At 66.3% G+C, this 15,795-nt stretch carries 15 protein-coding genes; 4 read left to right on the top strand and 11 right to left on the bottom strand.

All coding sequences use genetic code 11. The annotated features are described in order from the left end of the window. Positions 1-95 precede the first annotated feature (95 nt). The 5 genes from N4261_RS15770 to N4261_RS15750 all read right to left on the bottom strand — a co-directional run bounded on the left by N4261_RS15770 (position 96) and on the right by N4261_RS15750 (position 4,414). A complete protein-coding gene (locus N4261_RS15770) occupies positions 96-830 on the bottom strand; it encodes an SDR family oxidoreductase (RefSeq protein WP_261756239.1) in 735 nt (244 codons plus the stop codon). 65 nt (positions 831-895) lie between these two features. Further along, on the bottom strand, positions 896-2,095 hold the full coding sequence (locus N4261_RS15765) for an alpha-hydroxy-acid oxidizing protein (RefSeq protein ID WP_261756238.1): 1,200 nt from the start codon (positions 2,093-2,095) through the stop codon (positions 896-898). A gap of 84 nt (positions 2,096-2,179) precedes the next feature. Continuing rightward, on the bottom strand, positions 2,180-2,818 hold the full coding sequence (gene ypfH / locus N4261_RS15760; protein WP_261756237.1) for an esterase: 639 nt from the start codon (positions 2,816-2,818) through the stop codon (positions 2,180-2,182). Between the two features lie 34 nt (positions 2,819-2,852). After that, the gene (locus N4261_RS15755; protein WP_261756236.1) at positions 2,853-3,644 is read right to left on the bottom strand and encodes a dioxygenase family protein; all 792 of its coding nucleotides are present in this window, start codon (positions 3,642-3,644) and stop codon (positions 2,853-2,855) included. A gap of 137 nt (positions 3,645-3,781) precedes the next feature. Beyond that, the gene (locus tag N4261_RS15750; RefSeq protein WP_261756235.1) at positions 3,782-4,414 is read right to left on the bottom strand and encodes an NADPH-dependent F420 reductase; all 633 of its coding nucleotides are present in this window, start codon (positions 4,412-4,414) and stop codon (positions 3,782-3,784) included. A gap of 116 nt (positions 4,415-4,530) precedes the next feature. On the opposite strand from N4261_RS15750, the gene N4261_RS15745 reads away from it, so the two are divergent. The 3 genes from N4261_RS15745 to N4261_RS15735 all read left to right on the top strand — a co-directional run bounded on the left by N4261_RS15745 (position 4,531) and on the right by N4261_RS15735 (position 7,946). Next, entirely contained in the window at positions 4,531-5,430 is a 900-nt protein-coding gene (locus N4261_RS15745; RefSeq protein WP_261756234.1) for a LysR family transcriptional regulator, read from the top strand. Between the two features lie 180 nt (positions 5,431-5,610). Next, complete coding sequence (locus N4261_RS15740; RefSeq protein WP_261756233.1) at positions 5,611-7,257, top strand: CehA/McbA family metallohydrolase domain-containing protein; 1,647 nt, start codon at positions 5,611-5,613, stop codon at positions 7,255-7,257. 164 nt (positions 7,258-7,421) lie between these two features. Continuing rightward, positions 7,422-7,946 carry a hemerythrin domain-containing protein gene (locus N4261_RS15735; protein WP_261756232.1) on the top strand — a complete coding sequence of 175 codons (525 nt, stop codon included), beginning with the start codon at positions 7,422-7,424 and terminating at the stop codon, positions 7,944-7,946. A gap of 52 nt (positions 7,947-7,998) precedes the next feature. Here the strand turns inward: N4261_RS15735 and N4261_RS15730 are convergent, their stop codons facing one another. From N4261_RS15730 to N4261_RS15705, 6 genes are all read right to left on the bottom strand, one after another. Then, positions 7,999-8,859, bottom strand: a complete 861-nt coding sequence (locus tag N4261_RS15730) for a hypothetical protein (protein WP_261756231.1) — start codon at positions 8,857-8,859, stop codon at positions 7,999-8,001. A 315-nt stretch (positions 8,860-9,174) separates the two neighbouring features. After that, the gene (locus N4261_RS15725) at positions 9,175-10,134 is read right to left on the bottom strand and encodes a hypothetical protein (protein WP_261756229.1); all 960 of its coding nucleotides are present in this window, start codon (positions 10,132-10,134) and stop codon (positions 9,175-9,177) included. Positions 10,135-10,251: 117 nt separating this feature from the next. Next, the gene (locus N4261_RS15720; RefSeq protein WP_261756228.1) at positions 10,252-11,835 is read right to left on the bottom strand and encodes a hybrid sensor histidine kinase/response regulator; all 1,584 of its coding nucleotides are present in this window, start codon (positions 11,833-11,835) and stop codon (positions 10,252-10,254) included. Further along, a complete protein-coding gene (locus N4261_RS15715; RefSeq protein ID WP_261756227.1) occupies positions 11,832-12,287 on the bottom strand; it encodes a response regulator in 456 nt (151 codons plus the stop codon). Before N4261_RS15715 ends, N4261_RS15720 begins: the two co-directional genes overlap by 4 nt. Further along, positions 12,253-13,725 carry a sensor histidine kinase gene (locus N4261_RS15710; protein ID WP_261756226.1) on the bottom strand — a complete coding sequence of 491 codons (1,473 nt, stop codon included), beginning with the start codon at positions 13,723-13,725 and terminating at the stop codon, positions 12,253-12,255. Before N4261_RS15710 ends, N4261_RS15715 begins: the two co-directional genes overlap by 35 nt. Next, complete coding sequence (locus N4261_RS15705; RefSeq protein ID WP_261756225.1) at positions 13,722-14,681, bottom strand: ABC transporter substrate-binding protein; 960 nt, start codon at positions 14,679-14,681, stop codon at positions 13,722-13,724. Before N4261_RS15705 ends, N4261_RS15710 begins: the two co-directional genes overlap by 4 nt. A gap of 436 nt (positions 14,682-15,117) precedes the next feature. On the opposite strand from N4261_RS15705, the gene N4261_RS15700 reads away from it, so the two are divergent. Then, positions 15,118-15,786, top strand: coding sequence for a methyltransferase (locus N4261_RS15700; RefSeq protein WP_261756224.1), 669 nt, complete (start codon positions 15,118-15,120; stop codon positions 15,784-15,786). Positions 15,787-15,795: the final 9 nt, after the last annotated feature.

The raw sequence follows: 15,795 nt of genomic DNA, 5'->3' as shown, positions 1-15,795 counted from the left end.
GGCATGGGGAAGCGGGAGCGACGCGTCGCGGACGGTCCGCGCCGCGTCATGCAGGCGACCCGGCCCGCGAGGTGTCGGGCCATGGCCTGATCGGCTTACCAGGGCAGGGTCTTGCCCATGTGGGTGAAGGTGCCGGAGGGGCCGGACTCGTCCAGCAGCGCCATCTGCACGCTGCTCTTGGCACCGGCGGGCACATCCAGCTCGCCGTGGCCGCCATTCATGTCGGTCATCACATAGCCCGGGTGGATGGCATTGACCTTCACCGAGGAGCCCTGCAGCTCGTAGGCCAGGTGGACGGTCCAGGCGTTCACCACGCTCTTGGAGGCGTCGTAGGCGGGGATCTTGAAGCCGTAGATGGGTGAGGCGGGATCGACGTGAAGAGCAAAGGAGCCCAACTGGCTGGAGACGTTGACGATGCGACCGGACTGCGCGGCCTTGAGCAGCGGCAGGAAGGCCTGGGTGACTTCGACAACGGCGAAGACGTTGGTGTCGAAGGTGTCACGCCAGACCTGGAGTGTCTGCTCGGAGGGCTTGCGGTCCATCGCGTCCAGCAGCACGCCGGCGTTGTTGACCAGGATGTCCAGTCGGCCGTAGGTGGCCTTCACCTGGGCGGCGGCAGCGGCAATGGCGGCGCTGTCCGTCACGTCCAGCGCCAGGGGTTCGACGGCCAGGCCGTCCGCTTGAAGGGCCGCAGCGGCTTGCGTGGCCGACGCCAGATTGCGGCCGGCCAACAGCACGCGCACACCGGCTTGCGCGAGCTGGCGGCTGGTTTCAAGGCCGATGCCGCGGGTGGCACCGGTGACGAGGGCGATTTTTTGGTAGGGGGTCATGAGGATGGTTCGTCGTGGTGGAGGGAGCGTGGAAGGGATGGATTGACGAGTGTGGGTGTTCGGATTCAGACGTGACGCACGTGCGCACGGCCCAGTTTGGAGACGGCGTTCACGCCGCAATGCAGGGTGGTGTCAACGGTCTCACGCCGGAAGTAGGCCAGCACGCTGTCCACGCCGCTCGCGCCGCCAAGGTTCAGACCGTACATGATGGGCCGGCCGATGGCCACTGCGGTGGCGCCCATGGCCAGGGCCTTGACCACGTCGGTGCCGCGCCGGATGCCGCTGTCGAGGATGATCGGCACGTGGCCCTGGATGGCATCGGCGATCGCGGGCAGGGCGGAGATGGACGCGGGGGTGCCGTCCAGCGCTCGACCGCCGTGGTTGGAGACCTGCACCGCCGCCGCGCCCGCCTTGACGGCGGCCACGGCGTCTTCTGCACGGGTGATGCCCTTGACGATGACGGGCAGGCCGGTCACCTTGCGGATCATCTCCACATCCTTCCACGACAGGTCGGTCTTGAAGGTGGGCGATTCGCCGGCGGCGTAGTTGCCGTAAGGCAGCCACGGGCGCGGATGACCGAGCCGCACGTATTCATCCGACGAGCCCTGGCCGATGGCGTCCACCGTGAGGATGATGGCCTTGAAGCCCGCCGACCGCGCGCGCTGCAGCATCTCCCGGCTGCGTCCTTCGTCGATGTCCAGGTAGATCTGGAACAACTTGGGGGTGTCCGAGGCCTTCATGATGTCTTCCATCGAGGCGGTGGAGGCGCTCGACACGCAGGCCAGCCCCCCACTCTTGCTGGCGCCGCGAACGGTGGCGATCTCCGCCAGTGGATGGTGCAACCCGTGGCTGCCGAAGGGCGTGATGATGAATGGATGCGGCAGCCTCATTCCAAGCAGATCGACCGACAGATCGATCTTGTCGCGCACGATGCCGTTCATCCGATGGGGCGTGAAGACATAGTCGCCCCAGGCCCGCTGGTTTTCGTGCAGCGTCCACTGCCGGCCGGAACCATTGCGCACGAAGGCCTGCACGCCTTCCGAATAGTTCTTGCAGGCGGCTTCCTCCAGCAGGTCGATGTTGACCACCTTCAGGGCTTTGTCGATGCCCTTGCGGCTCAACGTCAGCACCGGGGTGTTCGCTTCCTCGGCCACCTGCGCACCGGCCTTGGAGGCCAGCGCCACGGCGGCGACGCCCGCGCCAGCATATTTGAGAAGGCCTCGGCGGGACGCGAAGGTGACGTCGTCGTGCTGATCTTGGCTCATGGGGGTACTCCTTGTTGATTGATGGTGGGATGGAGAAAGGGATGCCTGCGCACGGCAGCGTGTGGCGGCTTCGGTGTGGCGGCCTCAGGGCGCGGCAAGGTAGTTGCGCAGCGTGTTCACCACGCGCTCGTCGATCGCATGGGCGAGGTCGGAGAAGACGTCCAGGGTGACGGGCAGTCCCAACTGCTTGCGCTGCGCGGAAGCGTCGATCGAATGCGCCACCGGCATGATGGGATCGCGGTCGCCATGCAGCAGATGCACCTGCTGCTGGGGGTGGCCGCGGGTCGGCAGGGTGGCATAGCGGCCGGCGATGGCGATGACCTTGCTGGCCAGCATCTCGGGTTCCTGCGTGCAGGCCAGTGCCATGTTGGCGCCTTGCGAGAAGCCCAGCAGCGCGGTGCGTTCGGGCGGCACACCGGCACGGGCCTGCCAGCGGGCGAGGGTCTGCTTGAACAGTGGCATGGCCGCGGCGATGCGGGCGGGGCGGTTCTCCTCGGTGATGCCGAGCACCGAGAACCATTGCCAGCCGCGTCCCAGGTCGCTGACCTGCGGCGAACGGATGCTGACGATCCAGGCCTGGGGAAGGGCGGTGGCCAGCTGCTCTCCCAGCCCGACCAGGCCCTGCGGATCGGCACCAACGCCGTGGAACATCAACAGCAGCTGCGTGCCGGGATGGCCCTGCGTGGGGGTCGAAGGTTGTTGGATCAGAAGGTCGTTGTTCATGGCGAAACTCCGCGGCTCGTGCGGCTTGTGTGATTCATGCGGCCGGTGGGGCGTGGAACACGAAACCGTCCATCGACAGCACGCCGTGCGTGATGCCGCCGTCGATCACGCGCACATCGTGGGACGCCTGCGAGGCGGCGGCGGCAATCAGCAACGGCAGAAAGTGTTCGTCGGTGGGATGGGCGCGCCGCGCATGCGGTGCCTCCGTCAGGGTGCGGCGCAGGCGGGCATGGTCTCCACGCAGGACGGCGTCCCGGACCCAGTCGGTGAACTGTCGGACGTAGGGCTCGTCTTCCACGGCGCGATGCATGAACTCGAACAGGTTGTGGGTGAGGCTGCCTGAGCCGATGACCATCACGCCCTCGTCGGCCAGCGGCGCGAGCGCGGTGCCGAAGGCCCAGGCGCGTTCGGCGTCGAGCTTCGTGGGCAGCGACACCTGGAACACCGGCACGTCGGCCTGCGGAAACAGGTGAAGCATCGGCACCCAGGCGCCGTGATCAAGACCGCGATCGTCGTAGCCGCGCGGGGCCCAGCCCGCCTGGCGAAGCACGTCGATCGTCCGGGCTGCGAGGGCGGGATGGCCAGGGGCGGGATAGTGGACGCGTCGCAGCGCCGGGCTGAAGCCGCCGAAGTCGTGAATGGTTTCCGGCCGGCTCGCCAGGCCGACGCCCGGCTGCGGCGTCATCCAATGCGGCGAGACGATCAGCACCGCCTCCGGGCGAGGCAAGGTCTTCCCCAGTGCGCCGAGGTGTGCCCCAGCGACACCAGGCTCCAGCGCAAAGGACGGGGCGCCGTGCGACAGGAAGGCGGTGGGCATGCGGGACATGGCGTCGTGTGGCGATCAGGCGCGATCACGGCGGGCCGGGGGCGATGACGTCCGGACCGTGTCGTGAGCGCGTGGGAGGTGGCTGTGGGCCGCCGGCCAGGCCGGCGGCGGGTGCGGGGCGGGTCTGACGACGAGGGTCAGGCCTTGTGGATCCACACCGGTGCGATGGCGGTGCCCAAGCCGGCGCCGTAGCCCAGGTAGATGTTGAAGCCGGCCACCGGCTCCAGGTAGCGGGCGTTCTTCAGGCCGCCGGCATCGACGACATGGAAGCCCATGCTTTCGGCGAGGCTGCGAGCGGTCTGCTTTGCAGCGGCACTGTCGCTGGCCAGGAAAACATCGACCTTGCGGCCGTTGCCGAAATCGGCGCCCTCGGCCAACACCTGGGCGAAGACGGTGTTGAAGCCCTTGACGATCTCGGCGCCAGGCACGGCCTTGGCAATTTCTTCCGCGGCTGAGGTGGTGTGACCCAGGGTCAGACCCATGAAGTCGGCGGTGAGCGGGTTGGTGATGTCGATGACGGGCTTGCCTTGCAGCGCCCCCACGCCTCGCAGTGCCTCGACCGCATCGGCGTAGCCGGTGGCCAGCACGACGGCATCCGCGCCGTCGGCAGCGCCTTGGAGCGCGACCGCAGTGGCGCCCGGATGGGCCGCGGCGACTTGCTCCGCCTTGACCGCACTGCGCGCGGTCACCTTGACTTGATGGCCTGCCCGGACGAGTTGCTTGACGAAGGCTCCGCCCATGTTGCCGGCGCCGATCACAGTGATTTGCATGATTTGACCTTGGAAGTTCGCAGCCCGTTGCTGCGATGGATGAACTCTAGAAGTTGCGGATTTCGAGATAAACCGCTGGTTCGTGGATAGACTGTCTCGATATTCGGGAGAATCGAATGGACAAGTTCCAGGAAATGCGCGCGTTCGCGGCGGTCGTGGACAGTGGCAGCTTTGTGAAGGCGGCGCAGGCGCTGGAGACCTCCAAGACAGCGGTGTCGCGGCTGGTGGGGGAGTTGGAAGAGCGACTGGGCGTGCGGCTGCTGCACCGCACGACGCGCCGGCTGTCGCTGACCGAAGAGGGTGAGGTGTTTCTGGAGCGGTGCAAGGAGTTGCTGGAGGGCCTGGAGGCGGCCGAGGCGGAAATCACTGCCCATGCGGGCGAGGCGATCGGCCTGTTGCGAGCGAATGTGCCGGTGAGCTTTGGCATGGCCTACCTGGCGGCGTTGTGGCCGGCCTTCATGCAACTGCATCCCAAGGTGGCGCTGGAGATCTCCCTGTCCGAACGGGTGGTAGATCTGGTGGAGGAGGGCTACGACCTGGCCGTGCGGATTGCCCAGTTGCCCAGTTCTTCGCTGGTCTCGCGCAAGCTGGCCAGCACCCGCCTGGTGCTGTGCGCGTCGCCGGAGTATCTGGCGCGCCGGGGCACGCCGACCCATCCGGCCGAGCTGTCCGCCCATGAGGTGCTCGCCTACAACCTGCTGGCCACTGGCGACCAATGGCAGTTCGATGGCCCCAACGGACCGGTGACGGTGAAGGTCTCGCCCCGGATGCGCACCAACAGCGGCGTCACCTGCTGCGCCGCTGCGCGCCAAGGGCGTGGTCTGGTGCTGCAGCCGACCTTCCTCGTCGGCGAAGACCTGCTCTCCGGCGCGCTGGTGGAGGTGCTGCCGGAGTACCGCTCCATCGAACTGGGCGTGTATGTCGTGTATCCCAGTCGCAAGCACCTCTCGCCGAAGGTGCGCGCCGCGATCGATTTTCTCGCCGAGGCCTTTCGGCAACCGGCCTGGCCGGCTTGAACGGTCGAGTGAGGATGAGGGCGTCGCGAAGCCGCTGGCGCGGCGAACAGAGCGCACCGCGCCACGCACAACGGGGCGATCGGCGGGCAACGTGGCGGCGAAGGTCATGGTTTCGTCACTGCGCATCGACAGACTCGCGGGCTCCTCCCTGACCCGCAGCGCATCCGCTGCGCCTGACCCGTGACGAACGTCCGCATTGACTCCAAGGCCCGGCGTGGCCGTTTCCTTTCTCCGTTGCCCCTGACCGGCCTGCTGGGGCTGCTCGGCCTGGCGACACTGGCCGCCTGCGGCGGCGGCGGCGGCAGCAGCGGCACCGAGCCTGAAGCCGGCGCCTGGACGACCGGCGATCTGCATGTCCACACCGTGCAATCGGATGACTCGCGCACCACGCAGACCTTGGACTTCGTGCTGGGCAAGGCCTTCGCGACCCACGGCCTGGACTGGATGGCGGTGACCAATCACCTGCGTTCGTCCAAGTACGACAACAACGGCACTCTGCTGGCTGCGCCGGTGGCCTTTGGCTACGGCATGGATGCCTACGAGCTGCCCCGCGTCAAGGCGCTGCAAAGTGCCGGCACCTATGACAAGAAGCTGATCTTCTCCGGCTTCGAGTGGGACACGCCCACCCATGACCACATGGGCATCGGCATCTTCGACGGCAGCGCCACGCTGACCAGCTCGGCCCGCGCCGCCCAGGAATTCCAGTACGTCTTCACCACCGGTGACGAGTCTCTGTTCAAGGCAGAGGACGTGGCCCGCTGGAAGGCCAAATACAGCCAGCGCACCAACACCACGGCGGCGGATGCGCTCAAGGGCATCGCCTGGCTCAAGGAGAACTATCCGGACAGCAGCTATGCGTTGATCAATCATCCGTCGCGCAATCCCGGCAAATACACCATTGCCGACTTCCGGCAGATGAATGACCTGGCCCCGAAGATCGTGTTCGCGATTGAAGGCATGGTCGGCAATCAAATGGAGCCAGACCGCGGCGGCTATACCTCCGCCTACATTGATGCCAACAAACCCAATCGCACCTACGGCGGCACCGACTACGTGGTGGCGCAGCTCGGCGGCGTGTGGGACGCGTTGCTGGGCGAGGGACGCCGCATCTGGAACGTCGCCAACTCGGACTCGCACTTCGAGATCGATGCCGCCGGCAACAGCAGCGGCTACTACCCCGGCGAGTATGCGAAGAACTACGTCTGGCAGTCCAAGGACAGTGTGGGCATGGCCGGCCTGCTGAACAGCCTGCGCGCGGGTCGCAGCTTCGGCGTCTTCGGCGACCTGATCAATGCGCTGGACTTCACCGCGAGCGGCAGCGCCGGCACGGCCGCCATGGGGCAGGAGCTGGTGGCGAACGCGGGCCAGACCGTCACGGTCAAGATCCGTTTCAAGAGCCCGCCGGTCAACAACTACCAGCGTCCGGTGAACAGCGGCAATACCGGCAACATGGTGCCGAAGGTGCATCACGTCGATCTGATCGTGGGCGATGTGGGCGCCAAGGCCGTACCCGGCACGCCGGCCTATGACGTGGCGACGAATCCGTCGACCCGCGTCCTGAAGCGCTTCACCAGTGCGGACTGGACCTTGGGATCGGACGGCTACTACAGCATCACCACCACGCTGACGGCGAGCAAGAGCCAGTACTTCCGGCTGCGTGGCACCAACCTGGCCGAGGATGTGGCCGGCCTGAGCGCTGGCGGCGAGCCGCTGGCCGACCCGCGGGTGAGCACCACCGACAACGCGACGCGGCATGACCAGATCAATGACCGCAACTATGGCAGCCTGTGGTTCTATTCGAACCCGATCTTTGTGAGCGTGAAGTAGCGCGTCGTGTCGCGGTGCTGACCGACAGCGCGTCAGCCCGGTGAACGCAAGCGCCGAGAAGGCCGGGGTCTTTGCAAGAGGCCCCGGCCTTCATTTCTACAATGGTCCGACTCGGTGAGTGCGGTGCGCGGTGCGCTGCTGCCGGGCGGTGTCAAGGCCAGACGGTGAGACTCGATGAGCTGTATTCCGGCCCCGGCGTGGGCTTTGAGGCGCCGATGGCGATGCTGGCGGCCTGCCACGACCGCGTGCGTCGCACCTTGGACCTGATCGTCCGCCTGCAGTCGCACCTCGCCGCGCAAGGCGTGACCGATCAGGCCCGCAGTGCCGCCACCGACATCCTTCGCTACTTCGACATCGCCGGCCCCTCGCATCACGAGGATGAAGCGCGCCACGTGCTGCCGCGCCTGCGTGAAAGCGGCCTGCCAGACCTGCAGGCACTGGCTGATCGGCTGCATGACGACCACGACGCGATGCAGCAGGATTGGCAGCTGCTGCGGAACACGCTGATCGCGATCCGCGACGGCGGGACCCCGGTGTGGCCGACCGATCTGGCGCATCGGTATGTGTCGCGATACCGCGCGCACTTGGCGCTGGAAGAGCAGGTGGCCTTTCCCGCAGCGAGCCATGGCCTGGACGCCGCTGATGAGGCGGCGATGGGCCGGGAGATGGCCCAGCGGCGCCTGGGCTGATTCGCCGCATCGGTGCTGTGTCGCTGGCGGTGACAGCGGACGGCGGGCAGGCTCATGCGGCGATCTGATCCGTCGACGCAGCGCCTAGTCGCGGCACCGCCTTGTTGGCCAGAAAGCCCGCATGGCTGATGCTCAGCAGCGCCACGGCGCTGGCATCGATCGGCGGCAGTTGGTGCAGGCCACCGGCCGGCGGCGTGACCAGCAGCTGGCACAGGACGCTGGCATAGGCCATGGCGATGGCCAAGGTGAAAAAGAACATCTGCAACTGCGCCATGTCGACATGAAACCAGTTGCCGGCTTCTTCGCCGGTGAACATGTCGGTCCATTGCGCCTGCTGGGGGCGGGCGTTGGTCATCAACTGGCCCTGGGCCACCACATCGCGCCGGTCCCCACCGTCGGCGACCACCTGCTGCTTCACCTGTTCGACATGCGCGGCGACGGTGTCTTTCTGCGCTTTCTGTCCCAGCAGCAACGGACTGCCGACCATCGAGGTGGTGCTCACGCCCATCAGCATCCAGAGCTCCGTGGGGATGGCCACCGCCAACGGGTCGTCGCTGCCGATGAAGACGTTGTAGAGCGTGGCCGCCAGGAAGCCGGACAAGATGAGCACGCTCCACAGCAGCAACTGGAACCGTGAGAGGCTCATCAGGTTGCGCTCATCGATCAGCACGCCGCGCCACAGACCCAGCGTACCGCGGCCGACCAGCGCAGCCACGGCCACGAGCAGCGCCATGGCGCCGATCCAGGCCAGGGCGTGGTGTCCCGCCGCCATGGCGCGATAGCAGGCGACCGGCATGGCGAGCACCATCAACAGCACCAACACCCCGGCCCAGGATCTGAAGGCGTCGGAGCCCGGGTGCAGCGGGCTGGAGGCATCGACTTGCCGTGCAGGGCTGGCGGAGGGCGGGCTCATGTCCATGACCTTCTTCCTGGTGGGACCGATGAAGCGCGGCGGCGCAAGAACCCCGATGGGACGGGGCCTCGAGGCAGATCGTAGGGCGCCGGGGAGGGCGGCGATCGGTGAGGTCGATGGCGGATGCGGCGGGGTCGGGGGAGGATGCGGCGGATCTGATGGCGTGGGGTGTGGTCGGTGATGAGCCGCTATGGCTCGCGCCCCCTCAGGGATGATCGCTGACGCCTCAAAGCGTGATTGCCGCAGCGCCGAAGCGGCGCTGTCAACGGCGGTGGCTGCGTCAGGACGACGCCTGGCCTGGCGCGGTCATGGCCATCAGGTGCCCCGCTCGATGTGCTGAAAATAATCCGCGATGAAACGGTCCAGCTCAGCCTCGGGAAGCCTGTCGATGCCGGCAGCACCCGCGCGACCGTTGCCGCCGGCATAGCGCCGGCACAGCACGTCGGCGCCAATGCCGCCATGGGTACGTACGCTCACCAGGTAGCCGCCTTCCGGTCGACCGGTCAGCATGGCGACGCAGGCAGTGGGACATTGCGCCGCCAGCGCATTGGCCAGCGTGCCGCAAAGCCGGCGTGCCCAGGCAGCCGCCGGGAGCAGATAAAGCGCGCCATCGGGCGTCGAGCGATGCGGCCGTAGCGCGCTCGCCTGCTGCTGGTCTTCACGGTATCCCTGGTCCAGCGCCACGTAGTGCGCCGCGCCGTCGATGAAATCGAAGGGACTTTCAAAGCCCTGCAGCGCCTCATACAACGCCAGGGGCGGGATGTGCAGGTCCTGCACCGTCTCGCCGTAGGCGTTGTAGTTGAGCAGCAGACCCAGGTGACGCAGGCGATGCGTCGCCTCATCGCCGTGCCCCTGCGCTTGCGCGAGTCGCTGAGCCACAGGGATCAGGTTGTCGCCGAAGGCCGCCGTGATGGCCCAATCGCGATAGCGGCCGTCGAGGCGCCGGTCCACCAGCAAGGCGGTGCAGACATCGGGCGACGGGTCGATGCACGCCTTGAGGCGAGGATGGTCGAAGCGAAGGGTGGCCGCATGATGGTCGACATACTGCACCTCGCCCCCCGTCTCCAGGACTCGCCGCACATGGTCGACATTGCGATCGAAGCAGAGATCCAGCGCAGTGACGTCCAATGCGGGCTCGTCCGGTAGATGGCGGAGCAGGTCGATATCGCGTTTCACGCCGGTGATGAGGCAGGCGCTTCGCGGTTCGGCCATGCGCAATTGATGAAGCGCGCAGAGGCCATCGGCATCGCCATTGAAGAGGTCAAAGCTGCGCAAGACACGGTCTCCAAGTCGTGGTCTCGTGCCGCGAAACCGTCGGGCCGCGAGGGCGGGACACCCGGACGGCAGGGCTCGCCGCTCCGCGGATGGGCCACGGGTTTCAGCGGCCGAGGGTCATGTTTTCGAAGCCAATACCTGTCGTACCAGGTTGGTCATGTCGCGGAAGGTGTCTTCCTTTTCGAGTACCGCGCAGATGCCCGCCTCCGCGGCCCGCTCCCGCAGGTCATCGGTGATCATGCCGGAGCTGATCACGATGGGCAGTGCAGGACGGATCAAGGCAACCTCGCGCGCAACGTCCAGACCGGTGCGCCCGGGCATGTTGTAGTCCGTCACGAACAGGTCCACGGCATCCGGTGACGCGGCAATGGCGGCGACCGCTGCAGCAGAGTCGGTGAAGCTGCTGCAGCGGTAGCCGGCGCGTTCAAGCAGGCCGACGACCACCAGCGACACCGTCTCATCATCGTCCAGGTAGATCACATGCTCGCTGTTCCCGCGAATGAGCTCGTCATGGCTGGGATGAACGTAGGCGGTCGGCGCTGGTGATTGAACGATCGGCAGGTAGAGATGGAAGGTGCTGCCCTGTCCAGGCGTGCTGTCCACCGCGATGCTGCCCTGGTGCGCGACCACGATGCCATGCACGACGGACAGCCCCAGCCCGGTTCCCTTGCCGGTGGGTTTGGTCGTGAAGAAGGGTTCGAAGATCCGCTTGCGTGTCGCTTCGTCCATGCCGATGCCGGTGTCGCTGACCCACAGGTGCGCATGGGGCCCAGCAAGCAAGCCCGACAGCCCCCGGGCCGTGGCCGCGTCGAGCTCCACCTCATCGAGACCGATCACGATCTTGCCCACCTCGCCCGGCAGGGCATGCCAGGCATTGGTGCTCAGGTTCATCAGCACCTGCTGGAGTTGGGTGGCGTCGCCGTTGACGTGCAGGGGCTCCTCACTCAGGCTCAATTCGAGGTCGACGCCGGCGGGCAGCGTCACCCGCAGCAGCCCGTGTGTCTCATTGATGATGGGATGCAGGGCCACATGGCGCAATTGCTGGGACTCGCGACGGCTGAAGGTCAGGATCTGACGGACCATGTCGCGCGCCCGAAGGCTGGACTTCTGGATCTCGCCCAGCAGCGTCAGCACCGGGTGACCCGGGCCGAGGTGGCCGCGAGCCAATTCGACATTGCCAAGAATGGCGCTGAGGATGTTGTTGAAGTCGTGGGCGATGCCGCCGGCGAGGGTGCCGAGGGACTCCATCTTCTGCGCTTCGGCCAGTTGCTGCTCAAAGCGTCTCAGCTCGGCCTCTGCCTCGCGATGGGCCGCGCGGCGGGCGGACTGAACCAGTTCGCGCTCCAGCACGGGTGCCAGCCGGCTCATGTTGTCCTTCATCACGTAATCGCTGGCGCCGGCCTTCATTGCCAGGACCGCCGTCTCCTCGCCGATCGTGCCGGAGACGAAGATGAAGGGAATGTCCAGCCCTGTCGTCTGGAAGGCATTGAGCGCCTCCAGCCCGCTGAAGCCGGGCATGCTGAAGTCGGAAATCACTGCGTCCCAGGGGCCTTCGACCAGCGCCGACTGCAGTGCGGGCAGATCCTGGACCCGCTGCACCTCCGGCTCGAATCCGGCCCGACGCAACAGTCTCATGGCCAGGCGGACATCGTTCTCCGAGTCCTCGATGGCCAGCACCCGGATCCGCTGTGCTTCATTCATGGCGAGGTGGGCCACGGTGGCATTTGATTGAGCGCCAGCCAATAGATGCCGAGCACCTTGACTGCCTCGACAAACTCGGCGAAGTCCACGGGCTTGCGCACATAGCTGTTGGCACCGAGCTTGTAGCCCGACACGACGTCCTGTTCTTCCTTCGACGAGGTCAGGATGACCGTCGGCAGCAGGGCAGTGCGAGGGTCCGCACGAAGTGCCTTGAGGACGCCCAGCCCGTCGAGCCGGGGCAGCTTCAGATCGAGGATGGCCAACGTGGGCAGGGCCGACCCGGCTCGACCAGCGTGCGCGCCCCGGGCGAAGAGGTAATCCAGCGCCTCCACGCCATCGCGGGCCACGACCACCGGGTTCATCAGATGGCTGCGCTTGAAGGCCCGCATCGTCAGCGCGACGTCGTCCGGGTTGTCTTCAACCAGCAGGATGACTTTGCTCTCGTCGTTCATCAATGTGCTCCTGGATACGGAAGAAGAAACTGGCCCCGGTGCCGAGGGCCGCCTTGGCCCAGAGCGGCCAGCCATGACGGCGCAGCACCCGCTGCACGATCGCCAGGCCCACCCCGGTGCCCGGAAAATCGCTTTCGTGGTGGAGGCGTTGGAAGGCACCAAACAATCGATCGGCATAGGCCATGTCAAAGCCTGCACCGTTGTCGGAGACGAAGCAGATTCGGTCGCCGCCCTCGACGCGCTGACCCACGCGGATGACGGCGTCGGCGGTCTTTCCGGTGAATTTCCAGGCGTTGTCGAGCAGGTTCTGCAAGGCGATGTGGATCAGTTCCCGGTCCGCCTGGACCCGGATGCCATCCTCAATCTCCCAGCGCACCTGACGCTGTGGCTGTGTGCGGGTCAGATCGGCCGCGATGTCGCGCGCCATGGCGCTGATGTCCACGTCCTGGATTCGCAACTCGGCCCGGGTCACCCGAGCCAGGCCGAGCAATTCGTCGATCAATCGCCCCATGCGCTGGCTGGCCCCCCGGATGCGCTGCAGACTGTCACGCGCTTCGTCGTCGAGCTTGTCGCCGTAGTCCTCGAGCAAGGCCAGCGAGAAGCCGTCCATGCTCCGCAGCGGGCTGCGGAGATCGTGCGACACCGAGTAGCTGAATGATTCAAGCTCGCTGTTCAGTGAGACGAGTTCGCGGTTGCTGAGCTCGATCCGGCTGAATGACTCCCGCAGCGCACGGGTCATCGCATCGAAGCGACGTGCCATCTCGCCGAGTTCATCGGCCGTGGTGACATTCAGCTCGAAGGACCAGTTGCCGGCGGCCAGCTCTCGGGTGGCGTGCTCCAGTTGGGCGATCGGGTTGAGCACATCGCGCCGGAAAATCCAGACCGCTGCCGCTGTGATCAGCGCCATCAAGATCAGCCCCGACGCCGTGACGATGACCACGCGCCGTTGGGTGTCGTCGATCCGGACGCCCGCGTCCTCGATCATCTGGGCCGCATCCACGAGACTGCGCTGCTGAATGATCAGCAGCCGATTGGACAATTGCGTTTCGAAGCGCCGCTGGATGTCGTTATTCGGGGTGCCGGCGGCCTGGGTCGCATCGACTTCAACGAAGAGGTTGTGGCTGGCCTCGACGTTGGCCCGCAGCGATGCCAGTGTCTTCGCGGTGGTGTCGTCGCCATCGATCGCCTGCGACAGCAGGCCCTCCAGGCGCTGCCAGACGGCCTTCTCCTGCAATCGGGCCCGCTCTCGACGGTTGAGCAGGTATTCGAAGGAGACCATGCGCATGTCGTTGAGCGCGCTGGCGATCTCGGCGCTGTGGCGACGCTGCTCGACCGCCATGCTCACCTGCGCATTGGCCCAGGCAATGCTGGCGGCGATCAGCAGCATGGCACCGAACATGAGCACCGCGGCGATGCGAGCCTTGTGGCTGATCTTCATCTCACCACCGTCACCCGCCCCGGTCGCACCGCCTGGAGCGCGTCGAGGTTGAGGTGAGCCAGGAAGTTCGGCATGGGCTGGGCGGGCACGTAGCCGCGGGCCATGGCCCAGGTCGCCACGTCTTCGAGCGTGATCAGTTGATCCTGTTGCTGGTCCACCCCCAGATCCAAGGCCTGCCAGGCGGGCTCCAGGGCGTCGGGACTCAATTTCAGGCGGCTGGCCAGCAAGCGCTTCGCCTCCAGGGGTTCGGTCTCTGCAAAGTGCTCGGCCTCCAGCAGGGCCCGCATCAATCGGCGCAAGGCCTCGCCACGGCTGGTGAGGAAGTCGCTGCGACCCACGACGGCATATTTCTGGGCGTAGGCATCCGGCGCGGTGAACGAGGCGATGACGCTCGACAAGGCCTGCTCCGCTTCGTGCCGCACAGGCTGCCAGGCCGCGATGGCATCCACGCTGCCGTCACGCAAGGCAGCGACCAGGCGACCCGGCGGCAGGTCGACGAGCACCAGCGACTGCGGCGCCAGGCGATGGCGCACCATGAAGGCCCAGAGGAAGTATTCACCGCTGGTGCCCAGCGTGACGCCCACCCGTCGCTGCTGCAGGTCTGCGGGCGAGTTGATCGCGCGGTCGCGGCGGGCGAGCACCGCCAGCTCATTGGAGGCGGTGGCTACCGTCGTCACGATGCTCAGCGGCGCATCTTTGAGCACCTCGATGACCAGGGGAACGTCGGCCGAGGCTGCAAGATCGGCGCCGCCACGCAGCACTTCTGCCAGCGCGGCTTTGCCATGAATTTGCGGCAGCACGGTCACCGACAGACCGTACGCCTGAAACAGCCCTTTGGCATCCGCAAGGTGGATGAGTCCGGCGTGCGGCGCCTGTGGCAGCGCGATCGAGAGCTGTTCGGTGACGGGGGGTGGGGCGGCGGAGCGGCGGCTCAGGCCGAACCAGGCAGCGAGCATGGCTAGCGCGGCAACGCCTGTCACGTGACGGCGATTCAGGCTCCGGCCCGTGAGGGGTGGCGCACTCAATTTCGGTCCTCCCGCACCCAACGTATCGGGGTCGTTCGACCCTCTTCTCACGATTGATGTGTGTTGACTAGATCCGCTCCAATGGATGGTACGGGTGCCGCAGGGGTCTTGCAAGGACCGTGATGCCGCGTGGCAGCGGATGCCATCGCGATGAAGCCTGGATCAGCGTCGAAGGGCGACGCCCACCGTCTGCGAGTCTGTGAACAAATTGGCGCGCCAGACCTTGCCAGTTCCATCCAAACCGGCAATGCTCGATGCCAAAGCGCCTCCGGCGAGGAGGACGCGCGAAGGCGCGAAGGGCGCGTGAATGGCGCGTGAATGACGCGCAAAGGGTCAGGGTGCACGGCGGTCATCAAGGAGGTAGCCGATGGACTTGAGTCGCTTTACCGATGAGTGGCAGATGCAGCGACAGCAACTGTTCAAATCCGTGCAGCCTGAAGGCCGGACGGTCCGTTATCTGGACAAGGAGTTCCTGGTCTTTCCCGAGACCTTCTGGCCGTTTGCCGACAGCCTGCCGCTGGTCAGGAACTTCCGTGTGGCGCCGGGCGAGCAGGTGCTCGACGTGGGCACCGGCTCAGGCGTGATCGGCATCTTTGCGTGCTACCGGGGCGCGGGTCGGGTGGTCGCTCTGGACATCAATCCAGCCGCGGTGCAGAGCGCCACCCACAACGCCCGCATGCATGGCTTTGCGGACACGATGCAGGTGTTGCAGTCCGACCTGTTCGACGCGTTGGGGGATGAGCAGTTCGACGTCATCACGGCCAACCTGCCATTCCGGAACAAGCCGGCCCATGATGTGGTGGCCATGTCCCAATGGGACACCGGATTCAAGACCAACACCCGATTCTTCGAAGGTGTGGGGCGGCATCTGAAGCCGGGAGGCCGCATCTATTTCGTGCAATCCAACTTTGGCGAGATCGAGCCTATGAGGCGTCTGGCTCAGGCCGCGGGGCTGAGTGTGACGGAGTTGGCCTGCGAGGCCACCGATGACTCACGTCGTCAGGAGTTCTTCGTTTTTGAGATGACCCGGCTCTGACGCGCCGGT

The organism is Roseateles amylovorans, assembly GCF_025398155.2.
Lineage (GTDB): Bacteria > Pseudomonadota > Gammaproteobacteria > Burkholderiales > Burkholderiaceae_C > Roseateles > Roseateles amylovorans.
This window is presented reverse-complemented; position numbering and strand designations above follow the sequence as displayed.

Bases quoted from the DNA above. Each gene is read 5' to 3' on its own strand.
- N4261_RS15700 (WP_261756224.1), top strand. From the start codon at position 15,118: ATGGACTTGAGTCGCTTTACCGATGAGTGGCAGATGCAGCGACAGCAA.
- N4261_RS15705 (WP_261756225.1), bottom strand. From the start codon at position 14,681: ATGCTCGCTGCCTGGTTCGGCCTGAGCCGCCGCTCCGCCGCCCCACCC.
- N4261_RS15730 (WP_261756231.1), bottom strand. From the start codon at position 8,859: ATGAGCCCGCCCTCCGCCAGCCCTGCACGGCAAGTCGATGCCTCCAGC.
- N4261_RS15715 (WP_261756227.1), bottom strand. From the start codon at position 12,287: ATGAACGACGAGAGCAAAGTCATCCTGCTGGTTGAAGACAACCCGGAC.
- N4261_RS15755 (WP_261756236.1), bottom strand. From the start codon at position 3,644: ATGTCCCGCATGCCCACCGCCTTCCTGTCGCACGGCGCCCCGTCCTTT.
- N4261_RS15770 (WP_261756239.1), bottom strand. From the start codon at position 830: ATGACCCCCTACCAAAAAATCGCCCTCGTCACCGGTGCCACCCGCGGC.
- N4261_RS15720 (WP_261756228.1), bottom strand. From the start codon at position 11,835: ATGAATGAAGCACAGCGGATCCGGGTGCTGGCCATCGAGGACTCGGAG.
- N4261_RS15745 (WP_261756234.1), top strand. From the start codon at position 4,531: ATGGACAAGTTCCAGGAAATGCGCGCGTTCGCGGCGGTCGTGGACAGT.
- N4261_RS15710 (WP_261756226.1), bottom strand. From the start codon at position 13,725: ATGAAGATCAGCCACAAGGCTCGCATCGCCGCGGTGCTCATGTTCGGT.
- ypfH (WP_261756237.1), bottom strand. From the start codon at position 2,818: ATGAACAACGACCTTCTGATCCAACAACCTTCGACCCCCACGCAGGGC.
- N4261_RS15765 (WP_261756238.1), bottom strand. From the start codon at position 2,095: ATGAGCCAAGATCAGCACGACGACGTCACCTTCGCGTCCCGCCGAGGC.
- N4261_RS15750 (WP_261756235.1), bottom strand. From the start codon at position 4,414: ATGCAAATCACTGTGATCGGCGCCGGCAACATGGGCGGAGCCTTCGTC.